Source organism: Stygiolobus azoricus (assembly GCF_009729035.1).
Classification (GTDB): Archaea; Thermoproteota; Thermoprotei_A; order Sulfolobales; family Sulfolobaceae; genus Stygiolobus; species Stygiolobus azoricus.
In genome coordinates this window covers 418018-442796 of the sequence record NZ_CP045483.1, presented here as the reverse complement: position 1 = coordinate 442796, position 24779 = coordinate 418018, and the positions used below count along the sequence as shown (strand labels likewise).

At 38.4% G+C, this 24779-nt stretch carries 28 protein-coding genes, 1 tRNA gene and 1 pseudogene; 19 read left to right on the top strand and 11 right to left on the bottom strand.

From position 1 onward, the window contains the following. Positions 1–550 precede the first annotated feature (550 nt). The 3 genes and pseudogenes from D1868_RS02665 to D1868_RS11005 all read left to right on the top strand — a co-directional run bounded on the left by D1868_RS02665 (position 551) and on the right by D1868_RS11005 (position 1817). Positions 551–751: a hypothetical protein gene (locus tag D1868_RS02665; RefSeq protein ID WP_156005284.1), complete on the top strand. Its 201-nt coding sequence runs from the start codon at positions 551–553 to the stop codon at positions 749–751. Positions 752–1099: 348 nt separating this feature from the next. After that, positions 1100–1190 (top strand) — tRNA-Glu (locus D1868_RS02660). Positions 1191–1537: 347 nt separating this feature from the next. After that, a pseudogene (locus D1868_RS11005) lies at positions 1538–1817 on the top strand (type II toxin-antitoxin system RelE family toxin). A gap of 304 nt (positions 1818–2121) precedes the next feature. On the opposite strand, the gene speB reads toward D1868_RS11005, so the two are convergent. Next, positions 2122–3012, bottom strand: a complete 891-nt coding sequence (gene speB, locus D1868_RS02655) for an agmatinase (RefSeq protein WP_156005281.1) — start codon at positions 3010–3012, stop codon at positions 2122–2124. A 39-nt stretch (positions 3013–3051) separates the two neighbouring features. Between speB and glyS the strand changes: the two genes are divergently transcribed. From glyS to D1868_RS02625, 6 genes are all read left to right on the top strand, one after another. Further along, positions 3052–4779, top strand: coding sequence for a glycine--tRNA ligase (gene glyS / locus D1868_RS02650; RefSeq protein ID WP_156005278.1), 1728 nt, complete (start codon positions 3052–3054; stop codon positions 4777–4779). Then, complete coding sequence (locus D1868_RS02645; protein ID WP_156005275.1) at positions 4772–5137, top strand: hypothetical protein; 366 nt, start codon at positions 4772–4774, stop codon at positions 5135–5137. Before glyS ends, D1868_RS02645 begins: the two co-directional genes overlap by 8 nt. Continuing rightward, positions 5134–5532, top strand: a complete 399-nt coding sequence (locus D1868_RS02640) for a hypothetical protein (RefSeq protein WP_156005272.1) — start codon at positions 5134–5136, stop codon at positions 5530–5532. The genes D1868_RS02645 and D1868_RS02640 overlap by 4 nt, the downstream gene beginning before the upstream one ends. A gap of 25 nt (positions 5533–5557) precedes the next feature. After that, positions 5558–6190 (top strand): DUF47 family protein, encoded by a 633-nt coding sequence (locus D1868_RS02635; protein ID WP_156005269.1) that lies wholly within the window; start codon positions 5558–5560, stop codon positions 6188–6190. A 4-nt stretch (positions 6191–6194) separates the two neighbouring features. Beyond that, on the top strand, positions 6195–6755 hold the full coding sequence (endA, locus tag D1868_RS02630; protein WP_156005266.1) for a tRNA-intron lyase: 561 nt from the start codon (positions 6195–6197) through the stop codon (positions 6753–6755). Positions 6756–6860: 105 nt separating this feature from the next. Beyond that, positions 6861–7190, top strand: a complete 330-nt coding sequence (locus D1868_RS02625) for a hypothetical protein (RefSeq protein WP_196770293.1) — start codon at positions 6861–6863, stop codon at positions 7188–7190. Here D1868_RS02625 and D1868_RS02620 read toward each other — a convergent pair. Together D1868_RS02620 and D1868_RS02615 are read right to left on the bottom strand one after the other, a co-directional pair. Then, the gene (locus D1868_RS02620; protein WP_156005260.1) at positions 7153–7809 is read right to left on the bottom strand and encodes a UbiX family flavin prenyltransferase; all 657 of its coding nucleotides are present in this window, start codon (positions 7807–7809) and stop codon (positions 7153–7155) included. The genes D1868_RS02625 and D1868_RS02620 overlap by 38 nt on opposite strands. Beyond that, positions 7743–7949 (bottom strand): TRASH domain-containing protein, encoded by a 207-nt coding sequence (locus D1868_RS02615; protein ID WP_156005258.1) that lies wholly within the window; start codon positions 7947–7949, stop codon positions 7743–7745. The genes D1868_RS02620 and D1868_RS02615 overlap by 67 nt, the downstream gene beginning before the upstream one ends. 93 nt (positions 7950–8042) lie before the next feature. Here D1868_RS02615 and D1868_RS02610 point away from each other — a divergent pair, with 93 nt between their 5' ends. Genes D1868_RS02610 through D1868_RS02585 form a run of 6 tightly spaced genes read left to right on the top strand, consistent with a single transcriptional unit; the run spans position 8043 to position 11611 of the window. Next, positions 8043–8843: a sulfide-dependent adenosine diphosphate thiazole synthase gene (locus D1868_RS02610; RefSeq protein WP_156005255.1), complete on the top strand. Its 801-nt coding sequence runs from the start codon at positions 8043–8045 to the stop codon at positions 8841–8843. A 26-nt stretch (positions 8844–8869) separates the two neighbouring features. Next, positions 8870–9226, top strand: coding sequence for an eS24 family ribosomal protein (locus tag D1868_RS02605; protein WP_156005252.1), 357 nt, complete (start codon positions 8870–8872; stop codon positions 9224–9226). After that, positions 9207–9401 carry a 30S ribosomal protein S27ae gene (locus D1868_RS02600; RefSeq protein ID WP_156005249.1) on the top strand — a complete coding sequence of 65 codons (195 nt, stop codon included), beginning with the start codon at positions 9207–9209 and terminating at the stop codon, positions 9399–9401. The genes D1868_RS02605 and D1868_RS02600 overlap by 20 nt, the downstream gene beginning before the upstream one ends. Next, entirely contained in the window at positions 9398–10399 is a 1002-nt protein-coding gene (gene kae1 / locus D1868_RS02595; RefSeq protein ID WP_156005246.1) for a KEOPS complex N(6)-L-threonylcarbamoyladenine synthase Kae1, read from the top strand. Before D1868_RS02600 ends, kae1 begins: the two co-directional genes overlap by 4 nt. Next, positions 10387–11043 (top strand): Kae1-associated kinase Bud32, encoded by a 657-nt coding sequence (locus D1868_RS02590; RefSeq protein ID WP_156005243.1) that lies wholly within the window; start codon positions 10387–10389, stop codon positions 11041–11043. The genes kae1 and D1868_RS02590 overlap by 13 nt, the downstream gene beginning before the upstream one ends. After that, positions 11012–11611 (top strand): XTP/dITP diphosphatase, encoded by a 600-nt coding sequence (locus D1868_RS02585; RefSeq protein WP_156005240.1) that lies wholly within the window; start codon positions 11012–11014, stop codon positions 11609–11611. The genes D1868_RS02590 and D1868_RS02585 overlap by 32 nt, the downstream gene beginning before the upstream one ends. Before the next feature lie 8 nt (positions 11612–11619). Here D1868_RS02585 and D1868_RS02580 read toward each other — a convergent pair whose 3' ends face one another. After that, entirely contained in the window at positions 11620–12588 is a 969-nt protein-coding gene (locus D1868_RS02580; RefSeq protein ID WP_156005237.1) for an aldo/keto reductase, read from the bottom strand. A 58-nt stretch (positions 12589–12646) separates the two neighbouring features. Between D1868_RS02580 and ubp the strand changes: the two genes are divergently transcribed. Then, positions 12647–12982: a UBP family nucleoid-associated protein gene (gene ubp / locus D1868_RS02575; RefSeq protein ID WP_156007927.1), complete on the top strand. Its 336-nt coding sequence runs from the start codon at positions 12647–12649 to the stop codon at positions 12980–12982. Here the strand turns inward: ubp and D1868_RS02570 are convergent. The 5 genes from D1868_RS02570 to D1868_RS02550 all read right to left on the bottom strand — a co-directional run bounded on the left by D1868_RS02570 (position 12959) and on the right by D1868_RS02550 (position 16082). Continuing rightward, positions 12959–13939 (bottom strand): V0D/AC39 family V-type ATPase subunit, encoded by a 981-nt coding sequence (locus tag D1868_RS02570; RefSeq protein WP_156005234.1) that lies wholly within the window; start codon positions 13937–13939, stop codon positions 12959–12961. The two genes, ubp and D1868_RS02570, sit on opposite strands and share 24 nt — an antisense overlap. Next, complete coding sequence (locus tag D1868_RS02565; protein WP_156005231.1) at positions 13940–14269, bottom strand: hypothetical protein; 330 nt, start codon at positions 14267–14269, stop codon at positions 13940–13942. A 16-nt stretch (positions 14270–14285) separates the two neighbouring features. Then, positions 14286–15059 (bottom strand): tRNA (adenine-N1)-methyltransferase, encoded by a 774-nt coding sequence (locus tag D1868_RS02560; RefSeq protein WP_156005228.1) that lies wholly within the window; start codon positions 15057–15059, stop codon positions 14286–14288. Positions 15060–15147: 88 nt separating this feature from the next. Further along, positions 15148–15297 carry a ribbon-helix-helix domain-containing protein gene (locus D1868_RS02555; RefSeq protein ID WP_156007926.1) on the bottom strand — a complete coding sequence of 50 codons (150 nt, stop codon included), beginning with the start codon at positions 15295–15297 and terminating at the stop codon, positions 15148–15150. 35 nt (positions 15298–15332) lie between these two features. Continuing rightward, positions 15333–16082 carry a TrmB family transcriptional regulator gene (locus tag D1868_RS02550; RefSeq protein ID WP_156005225.1) on the bottom strand — a complete coding sequence of 250 codons (750 nt, stop codon included), beginning with the start codon at positions 16080–16082 and terminating at the stop codon, positions 15333–15335. Between the two features lie 52 nt (positions 16083–16134). On the opposite strand from D1868_RS02550, the gene D1868_RS02545 reads away from it, so the two are divergent. After that, complete coding sequence (locus tag D1868_RS02545; RefSeq protein WP_156005222.1) at positions 16135–16461, top strand: 30S ribosomal protein S25e; 327 nt, start codon at positions 16135–16137, stop codon at positions 16459–16461. Between the two features lie 30 nt (positions 16462–16491). Here the strand turns inward: D1868_RS02545 and D1868_RS02540 are convergent, their stop codons facing one another. Together D1868_RS02540 and rgy are read right to left on the bottom strand one after the other, a co-directional pair. After that, complete coding sequence (locus D1868_RS02540) at positions 16492–17388, bottom strand: carbon-nitrogen hydrolase family protein (protein WP_156005220.1); 897 nt, start codon at positions 17386–17388, stop codon at positions 16492–16494. Positions 17389–17394: 6 nt separating this feature from the next. Further along, a complete protein-coding gene (rgy, locus tag D1868_RS02535; RefSeq protein ID WP_420824479.1) occupies positions 17395–21132 on the bottom strand; it encodes a reverse gyrase in 3738 nt (1245 codons plus the stop codon). A gap of 97 nt (positions 21133–21229) precedes the next feature. On the opposite strand from rgy, the gene D1868_RS02530 reads away from it, so the two are divergent. Both D1868_RS02530 and D1868_RS02525 read left to right on the top strand, forming a co-directional pair. After that, entirely contained in the window at positions 21230–23485 is a 2256-nt protein-coding gene (locus tag D1868_RS02530; protein WP_156005217.1) for a CDC48 family AAA ATPase, read from the top strand. Continuing rightward, positions 23482–24726 (top strand): 2,3-bisphosphoglycerate-independent phosphoglycerate mutase, encoded by a 1245-nt coding sequence (locus D1868_RS02525; RefSeq protein WP_156005214.1) that lies wholly within the window; start codon positions 23482–23484, stop codon positions 24724–24726. The genes D1868_RS02530 and D1868_RS02525 overlap by 4 nt, the downstream gene beginning before the upstream one ends. The last annotated feature ends 53 nt before the right edge of the window (positions 24727–24779 follow it).

Genomic DNA, 24779 nt, shown 5'->3' with positions numbered 1-24779 from the left:
TTCGAAACAGAGGTTCCTCCTAATGGTATAACTAAGAGCGTAGATAAGCTCCTTAAGATGAGCTGAATCCTTTTTCATAATAATAAAAATCTTTTTATATTCATTGAAATTAATTTCGTGAAGAGGATGATGAAAAACTAAAGAGGTTTATTAACCCGATGGGGGCAATGCCCCCAAGGGTTAGGGAAAGGAGAAGTGGCATAGGGATGTTGCTGCTGTGTGGAATCTACGCCTACGGGGTGATGGGGGCAATGTTCCAAGCCCCGTAAACGGAGGTGTGAGTCCCGTGCCGTTGGGCTCGACAGCCACCCATGACCCCATAACCCTGCCCAGAGGATTGTGGACGAGGTGGAAGCCCCTAGAGGCGACCCAAAACAGCTCTAAAATATTCAGGATAACCATCTAGGAACAAACGGTTAGTGAAGGAGGAAAAGAGAAAAACCGTCCAGAGGTAAGAGACTAATTTTCCTAACTGATAAGGGTAAGGAGGTAACACAGCACTTAAAGTTGATTTATGAAATTATTGGGAAGAGCGGGTAAACATTATAATATGAGGAATAAAATATATAATCTGGAAAAAATGACTGAGCAGACCTCAGAAACCGGAAAAGACTTGTATATGAGGGCTGAATTCGTTATAAAAACTTATAAGAAGTATTTAGACGCCTTAGCCGAATTCGATAGAACTGGAATACTCAAAGTTGATGGTAAAATACTTTATGTAGCAGAGCGTAAGGCTAATAACGACTAGTTAAATTTTTCATAATTTCTTCTATAATTTTCTCTAATTTATCAAAAGGGTAAAAACGGAAAACTCCGGGTGTTTTTTAGTCTAATTGGTGGAAGTCCCTCACCAACGCTCAAAATTAATAGTTAAAGGAGAGAGTCGAGCTTTACAGTTGTACTACACTTTTCTCTATATAGACTAAGGGTAGAGAAAACGCCAAGTTTCGATAATTGTTTTCGTAATATAGAATTTTTCTCTATGTAGTATGTATAGGCGAAGATACATATTGATTGCTTTTGAATTAACTTTTAAGATGAATGCGTATAAGGAATTACGTAAATCTTATAAACAGCTAGGGAGTAGTATATAAATGCCGCGGTAGTATAGCCCGGTCAAGCTCTACGCGCCGATAGTATGCAGGCCTTTCGAGCCTGTGACCCGGGTTCAAATCCCGGCCGCGGCATTAATTTTCCCTAAAATTGAAAGGTTAGATGAGAGGTTATTGCTGAGGTCGGAAACCATCTTAAACATATACTGGGAACTAACATTATACCAATGAACAAAAATTCAATCTAGCTTCCTCCCGCCCTAAAGGGCTTACTATCGTTTATAAAGAGGAACGGGATGTAGGGAGGTTTGTATTAACTCACTTCTCCTATGATGACCCAATGGCAAACGGTTTAATCGTAATCCTGGATACTAATGCTGTTTATAGCAATGTAACTAAGATAATATATAAAAAGAGAAAAGTTTTGATATTGATCTTCTATATCTTTTATTGTAGTTTTTGAGATTTAAGAAATAAAGCTCATGATAAGGAAAGTTAAAAAAGCCATAGATTTAGCTAGATCTATTACCAGAAAATTCGTTAATTTAAAATATTTAATGATAATTGTTGGCAAACTAAAATTGTTAAAAGAAAATCCGTCTAAACACTCTAGGGTGAAATTAGGAAAAGATGCATACAGAAATTCTTGTTTTCCATCGAGGTTACGGGTGGTATAAGAATACTTTCCAGCGTGGACTCAAAAACTGTGTAGTTTTCATTTGGGGGATTGGGTCTCATAAAGACGTTTACGGACTGGATTAAAGTCATAATAAGCCTAAATTAGATTTTCATAACTTTTAATTTTAGAAAAATTGTCGAGTAAGAGGAGAAGCAGTAACCCTCAGGGTCCCAGTTTCTCTTCATGCGTTAGATAAATTGTAAGACTCCCCTTAATGTAAGTACAAGATGTCGTGATGTTGTTGTTAATATAAACCAACATAATTGCCGTAGAATAAACATCGAAGTCTCGGAAAGAGACATTCTTACCTTTAGATTCTAGACATAAATACATAGGTTAGTTAATCATAACACAGTATTAACGTAAATAAAATAAAATGTCTCCAAATTAAGATTGTTGTCTAGCTTTCCACACCATTGATGCCGTTTCTAGAATAATCTTAGCTGCTAATACTGAAGTAACTCCTGAGGGGTCAAAAGGAGGCGATACCTCTACAACGTCAAAGCCTATGACTCTCTTATCGATTATTAAGGACATTATGTCTAACACTGTGGTAGGGTCTAATCCTTCGGGCTCTGGTGTAGCGACTCCCGGGGCGTAGGATGGATCGATCCCGTCCATATCATACGTAATATACACTTTATTACACTCCTTGAGAGCCGTTATTATTTTTTGTGCAACTTCTCTAACTCCTAACAGCCTTACTTGCTTAGGTGTGAAGTAACTTATTCCCTTTTCGTTAGCGTATTCGATCTCTTCCCTTGACACAGCCCTAGTCCCTATCTCTATTATTTTCACCCCGTACTCGGAGATCCTCCGCATCACACATGCGTGGTCGTACTTATATCCCATGTAGTCGTCCCTTAAGTCTAAGTGAGCGTCAACACTTACCAAGCAATCGGGTCTTATCCCCCTAGTAGTACCTATTGTTACGGTGTGCTCTCCTCCTATACCTACGACTACTTTCCCTTTTTCGGCAAAGTAGGAGACTACTTCACTTATTCTCCTCACGTTCTCTTCATTATTTGAGGGGTGAAGTACCACATCCCCTACGTCGTTAAACCCTATCTCCCCCATGTCGACTCCGCTCCTTATGGAGTAGAATTCTATGTACTGTGCTGTGTCTCTTATCACTGATGGTGCAAACCTAGAACCGGGTCGAAAGCTACTGGTGGTGTCCATAGGAAGGCCTACGATCACAAAGGGAGATGCGGGTCTGTTAAACCCCGCAAAGGTTCTGCTGTTCTCGTTGAGGAACAATAGTCTGCTGTCAGCCATGAGTAGAAGTTTTTTATCCCGTTTATATGCTTATCTCGTATGAGTGATCTACAAACTAAGGTAATGGAACTGGCTAGGAGAAGGGGGATATTTTGGTCTTCTTACGAGATCTACGGAGGAGTGGCCGGTCTTTATGACATTGGTCCAATAGGTATTAGAATTAAAAACAGGATAGTAGAGTTGTGGAGAAAGTATTTTATAAAAGATAACGCCGAATTCGTAGTCGAGATAGAGACTCCCTTAGTGACTCCTTATAAAGTGTTAGAGGCGAGCGGTCATGTGGAAAACTTTACCGACCCTATTGTTGAGTGTACTAAATGCCATAACGTTTACAGAGCCGATCACCTAATAGAGGAGATAGCTAAGGTGAATGTAGAGGGGTTAAAGCCGTCGGAACTGGACAATATAATCAGGGAGAAAGGGATAAAGTGCCCTAAGTGCGGTGGAGATTTAGGTGAGGTTAGGCTGTTTAACCTCTTATTCGAAACTAACATAGGACCTTACACCGGAAATAAGGGGTTTATAAGACCTGAGACGGCACAAGGTATGTTCACCTCCTTTAAGAGGGTTTATGAGTCCTTTAGGCAGAGGCTTCCCTTGGGGATTGCACAAGTAGGTAGGGTAGGGAGGAATGAGATCTCACCCAGACAAGGTCTGATTAGAATGAGGGAATTTACCATAATGGAAGTTGAGTTCTTCTTCGATCCCGAGTCCCCGGGCGAAGTCCCCCTAGACAAGGTAGGGGATCTCACAATCAATATTCTCAGGGGAGAGGAAAAGGTTAAAGGGGAGAAGCCCGTGCAATATAAACTTCGTGAGGCTGTAGATGAGAAGGTAATATTAAACCCGTGGATGGCGTATTGGATGGGAGTCGCCACTAAGTTCGTCTCTACCCTCGGTATACCCCAGTCTTCTACATATTTCGAAGAGAAACTACCGCACGAGAGGGCTCACTACTCGAAGCAGACCTTCGATCAGATAGTTGTAATAGGGGAAGATAAGGTAGAGATTTCGGGGCATGCATATAGGTCTGATTACGACTTATCGAGGCATATGAAGTTTAGCGGACAGGACTTGACTGTGTTCAAAAAATATGATACACCAAAAATAGTAAAGAAGAAGACTGTGATAATTAATAGGGATGAACTTAACAAGGAAGGTAAGGAGTTCGTGAAGACTTTTATGCAGTTCATAAACGGTAAGTCACCGGAGGAAGTCGAGGAAATGATTAATAAAGGGGTGAAAGTTAGTGACAAGGAGATATCGAAATACGTTAAGGTTCTTGAGAGAGAGGAAAAAGTTACTGGAACCCACTTTATTCCACACGTAGTGGAACCGTCTTTCGGAGTCGAGAGGTGTTTGTACTTAGCAGTACTTAACGCGTATAAGGAGAAGGATGGTAGGATAGTCTTGTCGTTACCAAAGCAACTTGCCCCATATGATCTCGCCGTGTTCCCACTACTTGAAAGGGACGAGTTAATTAAGAAGGCTAAAGAGATCTATAATCATTTACAAGAAAAGTATGATGTTATCTACGACGATGTAGGGAGTATAGGGAAAAGGTATGCTAGGGTGGATGAGATCGGAGTACCTTACTCTATTACTGTAGACCCTACTACACTTTCGGATAATACGGTAACTATCAGAGATAGAGACACATGGAATCAAATAAGAGTGGAGATTGAAAGGCTTGATGAGGTAATAGAAAAACTGTTCAAAGGTGAAGAGTTTAATAAGTTAGGAAGAGTAGTTGATAATAATGAGTAAGGAGCAATCAGATAAGGCTGAACAAGAGGAAGAGAAAAAGGTAGACGTAAAGTCATTAGTTAGTATTATACCTCCTGCGTCAGCCCTAAAGAAAAATACTAAACAGATTAAAGAAAAGAGAGTTAAAATGAAGAAGAGAGCTGATATAGACCAAGGATTAATATTGATGTCTGCAAAACTGGCTAAAGAGCTGAATATTAAGGACGAGGCCGAGGTTTCAGTAAAGGGCAAAAGGAGTAAGTTTAAGGTTATCATTCAGGATGGATTACCTGAAAACGAGATCTGGGGTAACGCAGAAGATATGCTGAAATTAGGCTTAGAAGATAATAGTACGGTGAGCGTTAGGGCGGTTCAATGAATGAGAGCGAAATCGAGATAGGTAGGGTTTTGCTTCATTTCGAACAAGTAGTAGAGGAGTATCACCTCACCTTAGAGGAACTTGAGAATTACTTAACGTTCCCAGAAATCGAACAAGAAAAATTAGACAAATTATTAAGAAAGCTGAGAAGAAACAGGAGGCAACTGTTTAACGGGATCCAGGTTATAGTTAATCATGTGAATAACGTAACGGACAACAAAATGAAGGAGGAAGCGCTAGGGCTTCTAAATTATTTCTATATGGTCGGACTTAATGATGATGAAAAAGCTTTAATAAAAGCTAAAGAAAAAGATTCGAGTCTATCGGAAGAAATAAATAAAGACCTAGAAATTGTTACTAAAATACGTTCATTAATTTTGAAATTCGTTTATTAACCATGACAACACCTCTATCATAGCAATGGGTGTTCCTGAACTTAACATTGAAGAACAAATACAAAGCATGACTAACTCGATATTAGACCAACTTAGGATACTATACCAACAATTTACAGAAAGTAACGTGAACCACATGCAAGCCTATTCTAAGATAGACGGTATAAAGTCTTCAGTAGAGGATTTGAGATATAAAATAGGAGAGTATGTCCTTAGAGTAAGCGAGGGTTTGCTTTACAGTAATTTATATTTAGATATAATAATGCAACTCGAAAAAGTCTCACAAAATATAGGTGCAGCATCATACAGATTCAGTGTGCTAATCAGCAGAGTAAAAAGCCAAGACCATATCTTATTGAGCTTGTCAATATCGATGGTTGAAAAACTAATCGCAGCTACTACGAACCTTATAGAGTCCGTTAGATTACTATCTGTTAATGCTAAGAAGTCCTCGGAAAAGGCTAGGAATGTAATAAAAATAGAGGAAGAGATCGATGACCTTTATAGGAATTTTGAGCTGAAACTATTTGAAAAACAAAACGGTGATATGGCATTCCTAATGTTAAGTAAGGACGTTGCAGACAGACTGGAAGATTGTGCGGACTTGCTCAGGGATGCAGCTAATGATATAATGTATTTAAGCTTTTTAAGGGAGTAAAAATATGGCACCCAAAGGAAAGCTAGTGAAGGATAAAGTCATTATTGAGAATGTAGAAGAAGCTAGAGAAGTTTATAGGATAGGTTATTACGGCAAACCGTTAGATATCTCTAAGCCTAAAAGCCCTGAAGATATAAAAAGCCCCTTGATTCTGTCAATAATAGAAGCTACCTATCTTCTAAAGAAGGGTTTAATAAGCGTTTACACAAACGTTGACGGTGCCGAAAAGAACTTTACTTACGACGAATTATACAATTTGGGAACTACTTTACTACCTCGGTTTAATATTCTTTACACCGTTTATGAGGATCTGAGGAACAAAAATTACGTGGTTAGATCAGGTATAAAGTATGGGGCGGACTTCGCAGTTTATAATATAGCACCGGGGATCGAACATGCTCCTTACTTAATCATAGCCCTCAGGGAAGACGAGGAGATCTCACCGAACGAGATTTTAGGCTTCGGTAGGGTATCTCACAGCACTAGGAAAGAACTTATACTGGGTATTGTAAATCCCGTCACGAGGAATATTAGGTACATAATATTTAAATGGCTGAAAATCTAATTCTAATTTAAATACCTACCGTTAGAAAATTGGGTGATTCACGGTTTGAGCGGAAGGGAACTAAGACGTGGCAAACAAGACTTTAATCTCGACGAACCTAAACCGATGCCACTAGGCGATAAATGTAATTACTTATGCCCCTTCTTCAGGTGTAATAAAAAGGCTCTGAACATACAGAAGAAGTACATAAAAGGAACACCTCAAAAAATAGGCTACTGTATGTGGGTAGGGGATGTATGTATCACTGGAGAATGTCAGTATGCATATTGTGAGAAGAGGGCTTTACTACCTGGGAACAAGTGTGCATTTGCGGTTAACAAGAAGAACGGGGATACTGAAGATATGGAGAAAGAGTTGAAAAGAGATGAGTACGACAATAAAGTGAAAGAGCTTCTATCTAAGAAGTATGGTCGCAGAGACCTTGACTTGTTATAGACTCTTCATCCCAATGAGTGTACAACTCGTTCTCTATCCCTAACATATCGAGAACTTTCCCTACTACAAAGTCAATTACATCTTGAATATTTTTAGGATGATGGTAAAAACCCGGTGAAGCCGGTAAAATAATACCACCGGCTTGAGCTACTTTAAGAGCATTTTCAAGCTCGATTACCCCTAGTGGTGTTTCCCTCACCAATAGAACTAACCTACCTCTGGTTCTGAGGAAGTTTAAGGCAGCCCTAACTAAAAGGTTTGAGGCAATACCGGAAGCGATCTCGGCTAAAGTCCTTATACTGCACGGGATTATTGCCATCCCAATAGCGTTAACCGTATGACTTGAACTGGATGGCGGAGCCTCAATCTGGTCTTCCAAATAAACTGAGAATGAAAATTTCTCGATCTCTGACATAAGATCAATACCGCACTCCTTCTCAGCGACCTTTACAGCACCTTTTGTGACGATCACCTCTGAGTCAAACCCCATCTCTTTAATGACTTTTAGAAAGCGGATAGCGTATATTGTACCACTAGCTCCTGAAATACCTGTTATAATAAGGTTTTTCTTCTTTCTCCAGTCCTCTGTTCTTGCCTCTTTAGCCATTCCCTCACCCATATGTTATAACATTGTTTGCTACAAAACACCCAAGGTTTATTATTACAGCAAGTCTTTACGGTTATTGGTTCTCCGTGAATGAACTTACCGCACCAACTGCACCTCAATGCGTTAGTATGAACGTCTAATTGCATTGGCATAATTTAATCTCCTGAAAGACTATATTAAATAAGTTTGTTATAATAATAGTATTTAAGTAGATTAATAAGTAGATTAAGTGAGAGTGGGAAACAGTGCAATCTGATTCAATCCAGATCAAATCGGTCGAGGAAAGCAAGATAAGTAGATACATAATCGAGTACACTATGAAAGATTGGTTAGACCTTATAGAAAATGATGTGGTAATAGTTGGAGCAGGACCATCAGGAATGGCTGCAGCTTATTATTTGGCTAAGGCTGGTCTTAAGACGGTAGTATTCGAGAGAAGATTGAGTTTTGGTGGAGGTATAGGCGGAGGAGCGATGTTATTCCATAAAATAGTCATAGAGAGTCCTGCAGATGAGATACTAAGAGAAATGGGTATTAAGCTGATCAAGGCGGAAGAGGGGGTATACATAGTAGACACTGCTGAGTTTATGGCTAAATTAGCAGCATCGGCAATTTCAGCCGGGGCAAAGATAATTCATGGAATTACCGTAGATGATGTGATATTCAGGGAGAACCCATTAAGGGTTGCAGGAGTTGCAGTAGAATGGACAGCCACGCAAATGGCGGGCCTTCACGTAGACCCGATTTTCATATCAGCAAAAGCTGTAGTTGATGCAACCGGACATGATGCAGAGGTGATCTCTGTGGCCTCACGAAAGATTCCTGAGTTAGGGATTTCTATACCTGGTGAGAAATCAGCCTACAGTGAGGTAGCTGAAAAGCTAACTGTAGAAAACACGGGCATGGTAGCCCCTGGACTATATGCTACCGGAATGGCAGTGACTGAAGTTAAAGGTCTACCCAGAATGGGTCCGATATTCGGGGCAATGGTTCTCTCTGGAAAGAAAGTCGCTGAAGATATTATAAGAGACTTGCGTAACTCTTAAAGACTTGTTATTATATTTTTACTCCGATGGCACAGCAGTTAAAGATTAAGGTATCGGACAAGGCTGAAGGGGTAGTGGAAAAAGACGTCCAAAATAACGTTTTTAACAGAAGGGAGTTGACCTTAAAAATATTCCACATAGGTTCTGGAACTCCTTCCAGAAAAGAAATAATATCAGCACTTTCTGCTGTCTATGGTGCAAAAGAAGACCTAATAGTAGTGAAGAGCGTGGAGACAATTTACGGGGGAGGTATCAGTTTAGTCAGAGTTAACATATACAAGAACAAGGGAGATTTGGAGAAAGTTGAGCCAAAACACTTAATAGGAAGGGATACTGGGCAAAAAGTAAAGAAAGGTGGTAAGAATGCCGCAAAGCAAGGGTAACGAAGGCACTAAAGCAATAGTGAGAACTTATTATGTGATTGAAGGAGGTAAAGTTAAGTTAAAGAATAAAAAATGTCCTAGATGCGGAAGCATTATGGCACATCATATGAAACCCGTAGAGAGGTGGGCTTGTGGAAAGTGTGGTTACACTGAGTTTATAGGTAAAGGGAGATGATCGTTTTAGGGATTGAGAGTACAGCCCACACTTTTGGAGTTGGAATAGTTAAGGAAGACCAGTCTGGAATCAGAATTTTATCAAACGTAAGGGATACTTTTGTACCGAAAGAGGGTGGGATGAAACCCTCTGACCTTGGGAAACATCATTCTGAAGTTGCCCCTGAGATAGTTAAATTGGCACTAGATAAAGCGGGAGTAAGTATAAAGGACGTTGATTATATTGCTGTGGCTTTAGGACCAGGTATAGGACCAGCACTAAGGGTAGGGGCTACTGTAGCGAGAGCTCTAGCTCTAGCTTTCGGTAAAAAGCTAGTACCAGTAAACCACGGGATTGCACACATAGAAATAGGTAGGTTTACTACAAAAGCTGAAGACCCCCTTATTTTATACCTTTCGGGAGGTAATACTATAATCACTGTATTTGTAGACGGTAGATATAGAGTATTCGGGGAAACCCTTGATATAGCCTTGGGAAATATGATAGACACTTTTGTTAGGGAAGTGGGTCTGGCACCTCCTTACGTAGTTAACGGAGTTCATCAGATAGATATTTGCGCGGAGAAAAGCGAAAGGTACATTAAGTTACCTTATGTTGTAAAGGGGCAGGACATTTCTTATTCTGGGTTGTTGACCGCAGCACTTAAGGCTGTGAAGGGGAATAAGTTAGAAGACGTTTGTTTCAGTTTGAGAGAGAACGCTTTTGACATGCTCTTAGAAGCTACGGAGAGGGCCATAGCGTTAACCGGAAAGAAAGAGGTATTAATAGTCGGAGGGGTTGCGGCGAGCGTCAGCTTAAGAGAGAAATTAAGGAAGCTTGAAGAAGAGTGGGGAATTTCTGTGAAAATAGTACCTCCCGAGTATTCGGGGGATAATGGGGCAATGATAGCTTATACTGGACTACTCGCAGCTAAGAATAATGTAACCGTACCGGTAGAGGAGAGTATTGTAAGGCCTAGGTGGAGAATTGACAAAGTTGATATACCATGGAGGGGTTAAAGGAAATAAAAAGAGGGGCAGAAGCTGTTATCTACGAGGGATATTTTGCCGGAATACATTCTATTTTTAAAAAGAGAATTAGAAAGAAATACAGAAATCCTGAGTTGGACTATGAGATAAACAGTAATAGGACTAAGTTAGAGGCAAGGTTAATTTATACCTCACTTATAAATGGTGTGAACGTTCCTGCACTCCTTCTTGTAGACCCGACCGAGTTTTTAATTGTTATGGAATATATTGAGGGTGTTACTGTCAAGGACTATCTGCTGTCTTATAGTGGTAGTGAGGAAAACCTTAAACCTGTAGGTAAACAAATGGGGGAAATACTAGGTAAGCTCCATAAATTAGGTATTGCTCATGGTGATCCCACTACTAATAACATGATCCTTACTAATGAGAACGAGATGTTCGTCATAGATTTCGGACTTGCTAAGAAGGCAGAGGAGGATGAAGACCTAGCTATAGATGTTCACGTATTTCTACGGTCACTTGAAAGCACACATAATAAATACCAAAAGGTGTTGTTTGAAGGGTTCCTAGAAGGTTACAAGGAATTCGTTGACGCGAATAAAATTTTAGAGAAGGTTAAGGAAATCAGAATGAGGGGAAGATATGTCGAAGAGAGAAGAAAAGGGAGTAAATAGCAATGATAAGTTACTTTTAGTTACTTCTAACGAAAATAAGTTCAGGGAGATATCTGAGGTCGCAAAAAGTTATGGAATCAAAATAGAGTGGTTAAACATACCGAAATTCGAGATACAAGCGGATAATCTTGAGGAAATAGTAAGATATTCTGCAATTACCATATACCAAGTAATAAGGAAACCGTTAATAGTGGAGGATAGTGGTCTGTTCATAAACGCTTTAAATGGCTTTCCTGGACCTTATACGAATTACGTGAGGAGGAAATTAGGGTTAGAGGGTATATTGAAACTTTTAAACAACGTAGAGGATCGTTCTGCTTACTTTAAGACTGTCATGTGTTACGTTAGCGATAAAGAGATAAATCTGTTCACGGGTGTGGTTAACGGAAGGATAAGTGAAAGGATTAGAGGTGAAAAGGGTTTTGGCTTCGATCCTATATTCATTCCGGAAAACGAGGAAAGAACTTTTGCTGAAATGAGTACAGAGGAGAAGAACAAATACTCCCATAGGGCTAAAGCCTTTATGTCCTTTCTGAATTACTATATGAGAGAAAATAGAAAAACATGAACAAAGGACTACTTATACCTTTTAGTCTCTTCAATACTTTCCTTGTTAAGTTCTATGAAGTTCCTCTCGTAGAACGAGATCAAATAATTATAGTCTTCTTCAGTCAAATCTGGTAAGTCCTCGACCTTAACAAACTCAACTAACTCCCTTTCATTAGAAATATTAGGGATTACAGACGATACCCTCTTGTTATACAGTATGAACTTCAAAGCCAATTGAGAGAGTTTCATACCCTTTTTATTTGCAAAAGGTATTAATTCTTTAGACCTCTCTATCGCCCTATTAATCCAGCTGATATCCTTAAAATGTCTGTGAAGTTTAGGATCGTATTCTATAGGCCATTTATCCTCGTTAAGTGCATCTGAGGCGTGAGGGACTCTTACAAAATGACCTATATCATAATTTAGGAAATCTATACCAGGCTTCACCTCTATGAGATTAAATATGTACTCTAAAGACTCATATCCCATTTTGATCGCATCTATTCCTTCCTCACCCCATCCTAGTGTAGGTCCTAGCGCAACTCCTATAACTCTCACTTTTCCTTCTTTCTTTAAGCTCTGAAAGAAATTAATTACCTTCGTATCCCTAATCACGTTACCCTTAGGATTATGTAGCATAAGTATATCTACGTAGTCAGTGTTGAGTCTCTTTAAACTCTGTTCAAACGCAAATTTTAAGTACTCAATGTCGTAGTTCCCTACGGGTCTCGTGTTATGATAAAAATCAAGCCCTATTTTTGTTAAGATAACAATTCTGTCCCTCTTGGTTCCTAGAACTTTACTTATTATTTTCTCCCCTAGTCCCTTTCCGTAAACATCAGCGGTATCATAGAAATTTATACCTGCATCATATGCCTTACGTAAAAGCTCCTCCGCTTTGTTTATATCGCTTCCCCACTCGTCCGTAACTATACTCCATAAGCCTAGTCCTATTTCAGAAACTTCTAATGTATTATTAACGCGTCTTAGCTTCATACTAATACCCGTCTAAAAGTAGATATGATTTTTGAGAGTAAAAAAGAATAGGTTAGTAATGCTAGTGAAGGTACCAGAAAAAGTGTTTGATGAAGTTCTTACTAAATTAAAATTGCGAGTATATGAGTACAACAGTAAAATAAAGGAGTACAGAGTGTATTTAAAGCCTTATCACTTAGTCTATAAAAACGGTAAAAAATACGTTTACATAGGGAAGTATTGGTATAAACTAGAAAAGTTCGGTGGCAGGCTCAAATGGATATATCTAGGTAAAGAGAAGCCGTTTATAGATATGCCAGACCCTCCAGAAATACCTGATTATACAATTATTAGAGACGTTGACGGAGGATATATAATAGACAAAAAAATCTTAGATGAGCTCAAAGGAAAGTAGCGACTTTATATCTTCGACAACTTTTTGCTTATTCTCCCCATTTCTAACTAGAGCTAAACCGTTAACGATCGTGATAATATCTTCTGTATCCAATCTAATTAGCTCCGCTAACCCCATAACGGTAACTGGTGTGAAGGGTGAACCCATAAAGGCATTCAGAGAAGCTTTCCTAGCTTGCACCCTAACTACTTTCTTAAATTTAGCAAATGAATAGTAAATATCATTTGCTGTTATGTCTTTACCGTAAGGTGACCTCGATAATATGTCTAGAACCTCTTCCTTAGAAGAAGAGTTAGCTATGTCTCTCAAAGTTTCCTTGCTCATTTTGCATGTATCTGAAACTTGCTCATGTATTTTATACGCGATAAGAGATGAATAATAATCCTTGTAACCACATATGATCTCTCTAGCTTTTGCGATCCAGTCTCCTTTAAACGTATCTACAATAGCCGATAATCTGTTGATAAAGAAATATTCTAAATAAGTGTTGATTACGGCAGCTGACTTATTAGTGGCTTTTTCTAAGGCGAATTCCAAAGCTTCCCTCTCGATTCCAGTCAGAGAGGATAGCACATCTTCAAGGGATTGAGGTTTTATATCAGCCAGATCTTTTAAAAGATAGACACGAAAGGAAGTAGATTTAGATAATGTGGCAGATACTATAGCTTCTATGTCATCTAACTCTACGATATATTTATACAAATCTACGATAGACGAAGCAATTTTGGAGGATAGAGTATAATTCCTTACACTAGATAATATCTGTAGTGCTCTATTTTTCATATATGTCTGGAAATCCGTAAGAGTTTGTGGGACTTCAGATATTATACCATTTTCTCTCAATATGTTGGCAACTTCCTTCCAGCTACTTGACTCTAATAACTCATTTACAGTGCCTGTACTCAGTATCTGGCTCTTATATACTCTTGCTAATGCAGTAGTGTACGCGAAGCTCATTTACTTATATACCTCCAATAATTTGGATACTACTAATTCCACTGCTTTGTCAACGTTTTTCTCAGCTTGTTTTCTAATCTTCTCGATCTCTTTCTCCCTTTCTTCAGTATACTTCTTGGATAATTGTTGAATTTGGGATGAATAAGTTTGATCAATTTCTTTAAAAATCTGTGATATAACTTGTTCCGCAACAGCTCTAAACTGTGAGGAGAGAGATTCCGCCATTAAAACAATTTTCTTACCGTCCTCTACAGTCTTCTTTTCCACGTCTTTCAATTGGTTTTCATACTTTATTATGAGGTTCGCGTAAGTGGCTAGTTTTGATGACATTTCGTTTAATATTTTATTAGCTCCCTTTTATTGATTTCCTTGCCCTTATAATGAAACCAGTGTGAACTACACCTATATTTTTAGGTCTTGTCGCGTTCTCCTTCACTTGGTATTCTCTAACAATTAATTCCTCAGCATGCACATCTACAAAGTCAAATTCACTGATTTTAAGTACAGTTTTCTCTATTTGATTAACTGTAGGGACAAAGATTACTACTGAACCGGAAGGTTTAAGGATGTCGTGGACGTATTGTATCGTATTCCAAGGGTCTGGCATATCGAGGAAGACAGCGTCTACATCTCTTTCATCTATTCCTTGCCTTATGTCCTTGAGCTTGAAAGTTACTCTATCTAATAGTCCCATAAACGATAAGTTCCTTCTAGCTGTTTCCTGCATATCTTCTCTTATGTCATAAGTAATAACTCTACCTTTCCCTCCCACTGTATATGCTAAGGAAATCGTCAGGAAACCGGATCCAGTGCCAGCTTCAACAACGGTGTCCCCTTCTTTAATCCCAGACACATAAATCATGTAAGATATATCCTTAGGGTATAGTACTTGTGAAGGCCTTCTCAACCCATTATAAGCATCTAAAGGAGTAGGCCTAAGCAAATAAGCTTGCACACCAGTCGAGAGAGAAACGGTCGAACCATATTCCTTTCCTATTAATGTAGACAAGTCTAGGGTACCTTTATCTGAGCCGAATTTTTTCCCTTTCTCTATCTTTACTAGAAACACTCTTTTTGGATCAACCCATATGACTACTGAATCACCTTCTTTTAATGGCATATTAAAGTAAGAAAAGAGTGTAAGGTTTTAAAAATCAGCTCTGATGTCGCATTTCATCCTTTCAAAAATACCAGCTTTCATCATATGTTCATCCGTTTTCTATCCACAATTCTTTTCTTATAAAGTCATTTAAAGCTGCTCTTATTACTTCACTTCTAGAAGTATATCTTCCAGTATTGACTAATTCATCTATTGCTTCTAAGAATTGTTCGGGTAGTTTTACAGTTATTATTCTCATAATGGTCAATTAGTATGGTTTTTCTGAGATAATTTTTAAGCATTATTCCCTTGTTTTCCTGACCTTTCCCACAAATAATTGAAGTACACCTTACCGATCTCTATGAAATATACATGAGTTGAGTACAAGCCATAAAGGATATTTTCAGAGGATTTTACAACTAACATAATGGATCTATTTGTTATAATGCCACTACCAAACATTGATTCGGTGATTTTGAAGTTAATTACCGGAGGGATTTCTCTAGGTTTTATAAGTATTAGCTTGACGTCACTCTTATAAGCGTTAGCCTCTAGAAGCTTTATTACCTCTTCTGTTAAAAGTTCGTCAAAAGATATTGCGAGATAGTATATTGACGATGGCTCTTTGAGAGTTTGCTGAAAACTCATCTGTACACTATCAGGAGGTATTAGCATTATGTTGTACAACGACGGTTGAGTAGATAGCAGCAATGAAAGCGGGGTTATAACTTCTTTCTCTATTTTCTCTACTGATTCAAGAATATTCTTCTTTACGGTAGACCATACGTCAACCAAAGAATTAGCCGCAAACATAGCTGGTTTTTTACCTACTCTCTTAATCCATCCTCTTCCCTCTAGTCTAGACAATACTGGGTAAATTTTCGTATACGAAATCCCGATTCTATCAGAGATCTCTCTAGCTGTCATCTTACCGTTAATAAGAAGTAGGAAGTAAACCTTTAGCTCATTTCTACTTATCCCTAGCCCAGAAGCCAACTTACTAATACGACCTATTATATCATCAATAGGTAAGTCTTGTCCCATAAAGTAACGTTTAATACTCTCAAATTACTAACTTAAATTTAGTGGGAATCCAATGGGTGGTGCGAGTAAGAAACCAATTAGCAATATAGAGAAGAGATTAAAGAAGCAACAAGAGGAAACACAGAAGAAAGCTCAGAAGAAAACAAGCAAGACCGGTAAGGAAGTTACCTCTAAGGCAATCACAGTTGATAAGGACACTATAAATAAAGTTCAAGAGGAATTAAAGAAGGAAAAAATAATCACACCTTATGTTCTCGCAAATAAGATTAATGTAAACATAAGCGTTGCTAAGAAGATATTAGAGGAACTTGAGAGACAAGGAATGATATCACAAGTAGTGAAAAATAGGAGGACAATAGTTTACATAACTAGCTCTTAAAACCACATGTTTTGCTAAAGAGCATAAAAGTTACTCTTCTTCCTCTTCTTTTTCGTGACTGTCTTCTTGGTTTATCTTTTTCCTTTCCATAGATTTCATTTTCTTTATGTTCTTACACAGTCCTTGCAATATCGTCTCAATGTTATTTATCTTACCTATACGTTCCTTAGAACTCTCTTGCATTAGCACAGTAGTCTCTACGTATAGTACGGTGTCTTCATCCTCAGCCTGTTTATAGATTAGAGAGTTGGTACTAGTTACAAAAGTAGGTGACGAACCTATTACTTCACCGTTTTCGTCTTCTATTACCTCACCAACCAGTATATACGGTATACCATTCTCTAAGGTTCTAGCTATAGCAACGTACTTAACTATATCTGGACTCCTAGCATACGCCTTTATCGACCCGATAATAGCAGACGCATTACCAAGAGCTAAAACTCTGTTAATTTCAGGAGAGAAAATATCGTCTTCAGCTAAAATCCCGTATCTTTTGTCTAAGGACATGAATACAGGCTCCTTTCCAGAGGATATCCCGAGTCTCACGTCTTTTTCAGAAATAATTACCTTCCTATATTTGCCAATTATCTCACCTTGGGGTGAGATAATAAGGGTGGTAAGAAATACCTTTGGACCTGCTTGTTCTAAAATTGGACCTGCAACTAGATGGATTTCGCCTTCTGTGGCTAAATTTATCAACGTATCCGTAATAGTACCCGGAATTTTTTCCGAGAGATTCCTTATAATACTCTTAGACTTCTTATCATTTTCATAAATTTCAAAAATGTTTCCTACTGGAAATAAAGAGGGTAAAATAACTAATTTAGCACCCCTTTCCTTCGCCTCCTTTATCAGTTTCTTTGCCTTTTCGACGTTCGCTTTTTTGCTAGCCTCTTTAAGCTTAAGGTGTAATAACCCTATAAGCATTCATTCTCACCTAATTTCATTTATTTCTTCATATATTTGTTTTAGTACATCATCATATCTCTCTTTACCAGCTTCAATCATATCCATCAGCTGAAGTAACTTTCTTGTTCTCTCTTCTGATACAAACTTACCGTACTTTTCATTTAAATATTTATTTACAGCCTTACCTAAAGATGTAGGAATCATTTTCTTAGTTTTTTTACTTTCTATCGCATAACGCCTCTTAAGAATCGTATTGATAATCGTCGCATAAGTGCTAGGCCTTCCGATCTCTTTATTTTTCATTTCTATGACCAAATCGGCTTGAGTATATAAATTTACCTTACTCCTCAAGAACGAACCTTCTAAAGATAAACCGAAATCACAAGGTAATGATTCGCAGCCAAGATCTTTCAACCTTGAAACCAATGACTTAGATAGGCGTCTTACAGGCTGATAGATAAACTTTGTTATATTATCTATTTGTACCGGAAGGGAGTAATTAGTTACTAACTCCACATAATTCTGTTCTAGTGGTATAGGATTCCCCTCTTCATCTTTAATTTCAAACTTCACAACCTCCTTTCTAATTTTTAAGGGGACAATCTGACTAGATATGAACCTCCTGAACACAAGATCGTAAACCTTGAAATGGTTAGACGTAAGGGGTTTAGCTAACTCTAAGTCTCCATCCTCAATCATGAGTCTAAGCTGATCCACATCTAAGGGCTTGGTTGGCCTTATTCCTTCATGAGCCCCACCTTCTCCCCAAGTCCTCGGTTTGAATACCTTTTCATAATTCTGACCTAGAACTTGCTTAAGATAGTTTTCAGCTATTGATATTCCTACGTTAGAGATTCTCGTACTATCGGTTCTGTGGTATGTTATCAGACCTAGTTCGAATAGGTCTTGCGCAATCCTCATTGTTTCTGGAGCAGATAGCCCAAAGAAATTGTTGGCATCTGAAAGTAAAGTATCAGTAGTATAGGGGGGTAAAGGTCCGAAGTCCTCAATTACCTCATTTATTTCCTTAAATGTTACTGTAACGACGTTGTTCTTTCTAACTCCTTCTTGCCTTTGGACATAGAAAGTTATATCCTCGAGCCCTTTTATTCTTCCGTAATAGACCCTAGTTTTAGTCTTGTTATACTCATCGTATCTAGTTACTATCCAGTTAAGTACTGGTGTCTGAACTCTGCCAGCACTTAAGTTTCTGTTCTCTGAACAATCTGTACTCTGATTATAGTACTTGCTTCTAGCTCTTTCTTTTTCTTCTGTACAATATTTCGGCCAGAACTCAGTTTGAACCTTTTGAGAAAGTTTAAATCCTATCCATCTGTCTTCTATTCTCCTTACTATTTGAGACTCCACGAGGTTCACGTTAAATTCCCTAGGGTTAGATATAGCTTGAATAATAGCTCTTCTCGTAACTTCATGAAATTCAGCTCTCCTAATATTATTGTTATACGGTCTCAACGCTAAGTACAAATCCCAAGCTATTTTCTCTCCCTCTGTATCAGGATCAGTTCCTATTAATATCTCATCAACTTCTAAAGATAATTTTCTTAGATTTTCTACTGTATACGTCTTATCCGTAATAATATCAGTAGTCCCGCAATTAGGACACTTACCGCCTTTATCATAATCAGTGAATTGATGACCGTTTTTACACCTCTTAATTGTATTATAGTAAGGTAGAAATAGCGCCGAACCATCTTCACTTATTTTAACATCTACTCCATAAACCCCTATGTTGTCAGTTGTGAGATCATAAACATGTCCACCAGACGCGGTTACCATTAGAACCTTATCCTCTAGAACTGTTTCATAAACCCTAAGATTTCCTACTTGCCTAGTACTGGGTCTTGAAAAGAAATTAGATATGGTTTTAGCCTTATTCGGCGATTCTACAATTAATAGTACTGTTTTAACCTTTCCGAGTAAGGGAGTAATACCTCCTTCTTTCTTGATCTTGAGTATTTTCTCTCTTTCTTCATTAATACCATTAATAATCTCAGACAGTTCCACGTTTCCTATCTTCCATGAATTTAAATCAAGTTCCTTCCAGTTTATTTCATCTAGTATTAAGGAAATCTTTCTATTAAATATTTCAAATAAGTTTTTATCGTCTACTAGCAATATTGAAAGACCAGTTGTCAGATCTCCACCGTAAATTCTAGATGTTCTCCCGCTAGCCTGTATATAAGTTAAGTAATCTGGGATTAGTATATTTCCGTTCGAGATTACAAAATCTCCCATTTCACTTATTTTCTTGAGAACATCCTCGTTCTGGAGATAGGAGTTAACAATCCCATAAGCCTTTATTAGTGTTTCATCCTCTAGTTTTCCCTCTCTGGCTTGTTGACTTAACAATGCAAGAGCTGCTGGAGATAATCTCCTGATCTTTCCTCTAACGCGACCAGCTAGTCTTATGATCTCCTGATCCTTAGTAATGAGAGCGATTATACTTAGAATTCTACTTAAAGTAACTAGATTTACAGTCTCTCCTATTTTGAATTTGAATTTCGGAATTCCTACGAATATTGCATATTTAATTCTCCACGGTAAATCAATCCCCCTTACTAGGATACCATAATGAGTTGCTGAGCCTATAAGGATATCAATCTTACCTTCAGCAAATTCCTCTATTTTAGAAGTGCTGGATGAGGCAACCGTTGCTATGCTAAAATCTTTTGAAAGACTTTCCTCTAAAAACTTAGCATATTCTTGACCCTTATCAACCGGAACGAATATAAGACCACCACTGCCGAGCCTCGATAATAGCTCTTTTAACAGTCTTACAACTTCATAATCGTTGGTAGGTAGTTCAGTATAAGCATCGATTATTTTTCGCAAATATATTACTGAGCTTCCAGGCTTAAAACCCATAAGTAGGGAGAAAACGGGGTTACCCTTAGTTAGTGTTGCTGAAGAGAAAACCACAGTCTTATTCCCTAAAATCCCTTTCCTGATTTTTTCTACTTCTGAGAACAGAATTTCTGTATCCTTAACTTTCATTAGCTCCCTGACTTTGGTCATTGCATCTTGTGAAAATCCTACAAGACGTAAAACTGCTTGTGCACTTTTACTAGATTTTAATGCTGTATCAACATCATCTACAAACAGAAAGTCGTATTTTAAATTAGATAAGCTGTCTATATGATCTATCATAAAACGATTAGTTGATATGAAAATGTCGAACTCATTGGAATACAAACTCTTATTAAGCTCTTGCCTTTGTGATTCTGTGAGACCCGAGTGGTAATATATTATTTTTGCTTCTATACCAGAATTAGAGGAAAAGACAGACAGTTTATCAAGTGCTTGTTTAACTAGACTCTTGGTTGGAAATATTATTATGGATTTCTTCTTTTTATTTGCATAATATAATGAAGCAACTAGACCGAAGGTAGTCTTTCCTAAACCTGGTGGAGCTATAATTGCGAAACTGTCATTTCGTAAGAGCCTAATGATCCAACTCTTCTGGGGACCATAAGGGGGATAACCAATAGCTGTTCTAAATATTTCACTAAACACATTAAATTCGGACAGAATATCACTTTCCTTTGAAAGCTTGTTCAAAGTACCAGCACTTTTCAAAGCTTTTATCAAGTCGTTTAGGCTTTGAAATTCAGCCTCATCGTCAGAAAAGCACCTAGTACACACTGAACCTTTACTCAGTCTGGAAGATGAAATAGCTCCTCCACAATTCGGGCAACTCGACTTATATATAGATGGGGGAATCTCCCTCAAGTTTATACTCATTATTCACTAAATTAGTTAGATATTTAAATATCTACTACTTGGTGCCTTAAAGGCACAGATAGCTTATTTAATCACGAAAATATGATCACATCACAATATGAGCCAAAGTTTGAAGTTTAAAGTAAGTGAAGCGAGACAGAGAGACGTAGGAAAGAAGATCGCTAGGTTATCAGAAAGGGCTATGGCAAAGTTAGGAGTCCAGTTCGGTGATTACATTGAAGTGTCCGGCCCTAACGCTACTACCGTAATGCAAGCTTTTCCAGCATCTGATGATATTGACGATGACGAAATCAGGATCGATGGATATGTCAGAAAGAATATTGGTGTGGGGATTGGGGATGAAGTTATAGTAAGAAAGGTTAATGTAGCACCTGCAAATAAAGTAGTTTTAGCACCAACCCAACCCATACGTTTCGACTATAGTTTTATAGAGTATGTTAAGGACCAATTAATAGACAAACCCATAACCAAAGGTGATATAATTCCTATCCCTGTTTACACTGGAATCATAGAACTGGTAGTAGTAAGTACACAACCATCAAATTATGTTCACATAACTCCTGACACAAATGTAGAAATTAAGGAAGAACCGGTGAAAGAAGGAAGCATAAGTTATCCGAGAGTAACTTGGGAAGATATAGGAGATTTAGAAGAAGCTAAGCAGAAGATAAGGGAAATTGCAGAGTGGCCTATGAGACATCCTGAGCTATTCCAGAGGTTAGGTATTGAGCCACCTAAAGGAATTCTTCTTTACGGTCCTCCAGGTGTAGGAAAAACTTTACTAGCAAGAGCATTAGCCAACGAGATCGGAGCTTACTTTATTACTATTAACGGACCTGAAATCATGAGCAAGTTCTATGGTGAGAGTGAACAAAGATTAAGGGAGATATTCCAAGAGGCTGAGAAAAACGCACCTGCAATTATATTCATTGATGAAATAGACGCAATAGCACCTAAAAGAGAAGAAGTTACTGGAGAAGTAGAAAAGAGAGTAGTAGCACAACTTCTGACATTAATGGACGGAATAAAGGGTAGAGGAAAAGTAATAGTCATTGGAGCTACTAATAGACCAGACGACATTGATCCTGCTCTCAGAAGACCAGGAAGATTCGATAGAGAGATTGAAATAAGGCCACCTGACACTAAGGGAAGAAAAGAGATATTACAAGTACATACTAGAAATATGCCTTTAGGAGAAGATGTAGACCTTGATAAGTTAGCTGAAATGACGTATGGATATACTGGAGCTGATCTGGCAGCACTAGCTAAGGAGGCAGCTATATCAGCTTTGAGAAGATTTATACAAGAGAAGAAACTGAACTTAGAACAGCAAACTATTCCTGCCGATATATTAAAGGAATTGAAAGTAACAATGCAAGATTTCTTAGATGCAATGAAAAGTATACAGCCTTCATTACTACGTGAGGTTTATGTAGAAGTTCCAAAGGTGAGATGGTCAGATATAGGCGGGTTAGACGATGTCAAACAACAGCTCCGCGAAGCCGCTGAGTGGCCTCTAAGGTTCCCAGAGTTATTTACAAAGAGCGGCATAACTCCGCCTAAGGGTATTCTTTTATTTGGCCCACCTGGGACTGGTAAAACAATGCTGGCAAAAGCAGTAGCAACAGAAAGTGGTGCAAACTTCATAGCAGTAAGAGGACCAGAAGTACTATCAAAATGGGTAGGAGAAAGCGAAAAAGCAATAAGAGAAATATTCAGAAAAGCAAGACAAGCAGCACCAACAGTAATATTCTTCGACGAAATAGACGCAATAGCACCAATGAGAGGACTTGCTCACGACAGTGGTGTTACTGAAAGAATAGTCAACCAGCTATTAGCTGAAATGGACGGAATCGTACCACTCAATAAGGTTGTTGTTATTGCTGCTACTAATAGGCCTGATATCTTAGACCCTGCACTACTAAGACCAGGTAGATTCGACAGACTAATCTACGTACCACCACCAGACAAAAAAGCAAGACTAGAAATACTAAAAGTACACACAAAAAACGTACCACTAGCAGAAGACGTAACATTAGAAGAGATAGCCGAAAAGACAGAAGGATATACCGGAGCAGACTTAGAGGCTTTAGTCAGAGAAGCTACAATTAATGCCATGAGGCAAGCTTATAGAGACTGTGATCAACAAGCTAGAAGTTCTTGTCAAGGTAAAGATAATAGTGAAGAATGTTACTTAAAGTATATGAGAGAATGTATGAATAATAAAGCACAAGTTAAAGTAACTAAGTCAGATTTCATGAAGGCACTCGAGATAGTGAGGCCTAGTATAACCCAAGCCGATATACAAAGATATGAGAGAATGGCTAAAGAATTGAAGAGGTCGATAGCGTGAAACACTACAAGATTCTTCTTTTCATTGCCGACGGATTAGGTGACAGACCAGTAAGTAAGTTGAATTATAAGACACCTTTAGAAGCTGTAGACAAACCTAATGTGAGGGAGTTACTTAAATCTTCGCTAGTAGGTCTGATGGATCCTATTTCACCAGGCATAGTAGCCGGAAGCGATACTTCTCATCTTTCTATATTTGGCCTAGATCCAAAAAAGTTCTACAAAGGAAGAGGAGCATTTGAAGCTATAGGGGCTGGGGCTAGGTTAAAAGGAGGAGATGTAGCTTTTAGGGGTAATTTTGCAACAGTAGACAATGAGTTCGTAGTTAAGGATAGGAGGGCTGGTAGAAAGATAGAAGAGGCTGAAGACCTCGTAAGAGAGCTCAACGAGAATATAAAAGAGATCGATGGAGTTGAAGTGAAATTCTTCCACGGTACAGAACATAGAGTAGCTGTAGTATTGAGCGGTAAAGGTCTGAGCGATAAAATATCCGACACAGACCCCCATGAAGTGGGTAAAAAAGTTCTTGATAGTCATCCACTAATAGATAGTGATGCAGCAAAAAGGACAGCTGAGATAGTAAATAAACTTACGAAGAGGATTTACGAAGTCCTTTCACAATCTGAGTATAACAAAAAGAGAATAGAAAAGGGAGAACTACCGGCTAACATTATCTTACTGAGAGGAGCTTCGGAGTACGAAGAATTACCCGCGTTCGAAAGCTACACTAAGCTGAAGGCTGCAGCAGTTTCTGCAACTGCGTTAATTAAGGGGATATGCGAGCAATTAGGAATGAAAGTAGTGACACCAGTTGGAGCCACCGGAGGATTGGACACTAATTATATTGGTAAGGCAGAGGAAGCTGCTAAATTGCTGAACGACTACGACTTCGTCTTTTTGCACTTAAAGGCTACTGATGCTGCTTCTCATGACGGAAATGTGGAAGGTAAAAAATATGCTATAGAGATGATTGACAAAATGATCGGAAAGATTCTTGATAGATTTGGAAGTGAGATAGTAGTTGCAATAACTGGAGATCATGCAACACCAGTAGAAGTTAAAGAACACACGGGGGATCCAGTACCGTTCATGCTCTACGTACCATATAGTAGTTTAGTCTTCGATGATGTTAAGGACTTCAATGAAAGAGAAGCTCGAAAGGGAACTCTAAGAATAAGGGGGCTTGATATAATGAACTTATTACTTAACTATTCTTATAGAGCAGAAAAATACGGTGCGTAAAGAAACAAAGATGAAGAAGCTCGAAAGGGCTGACAAGTGATGAGCCCGCGCAG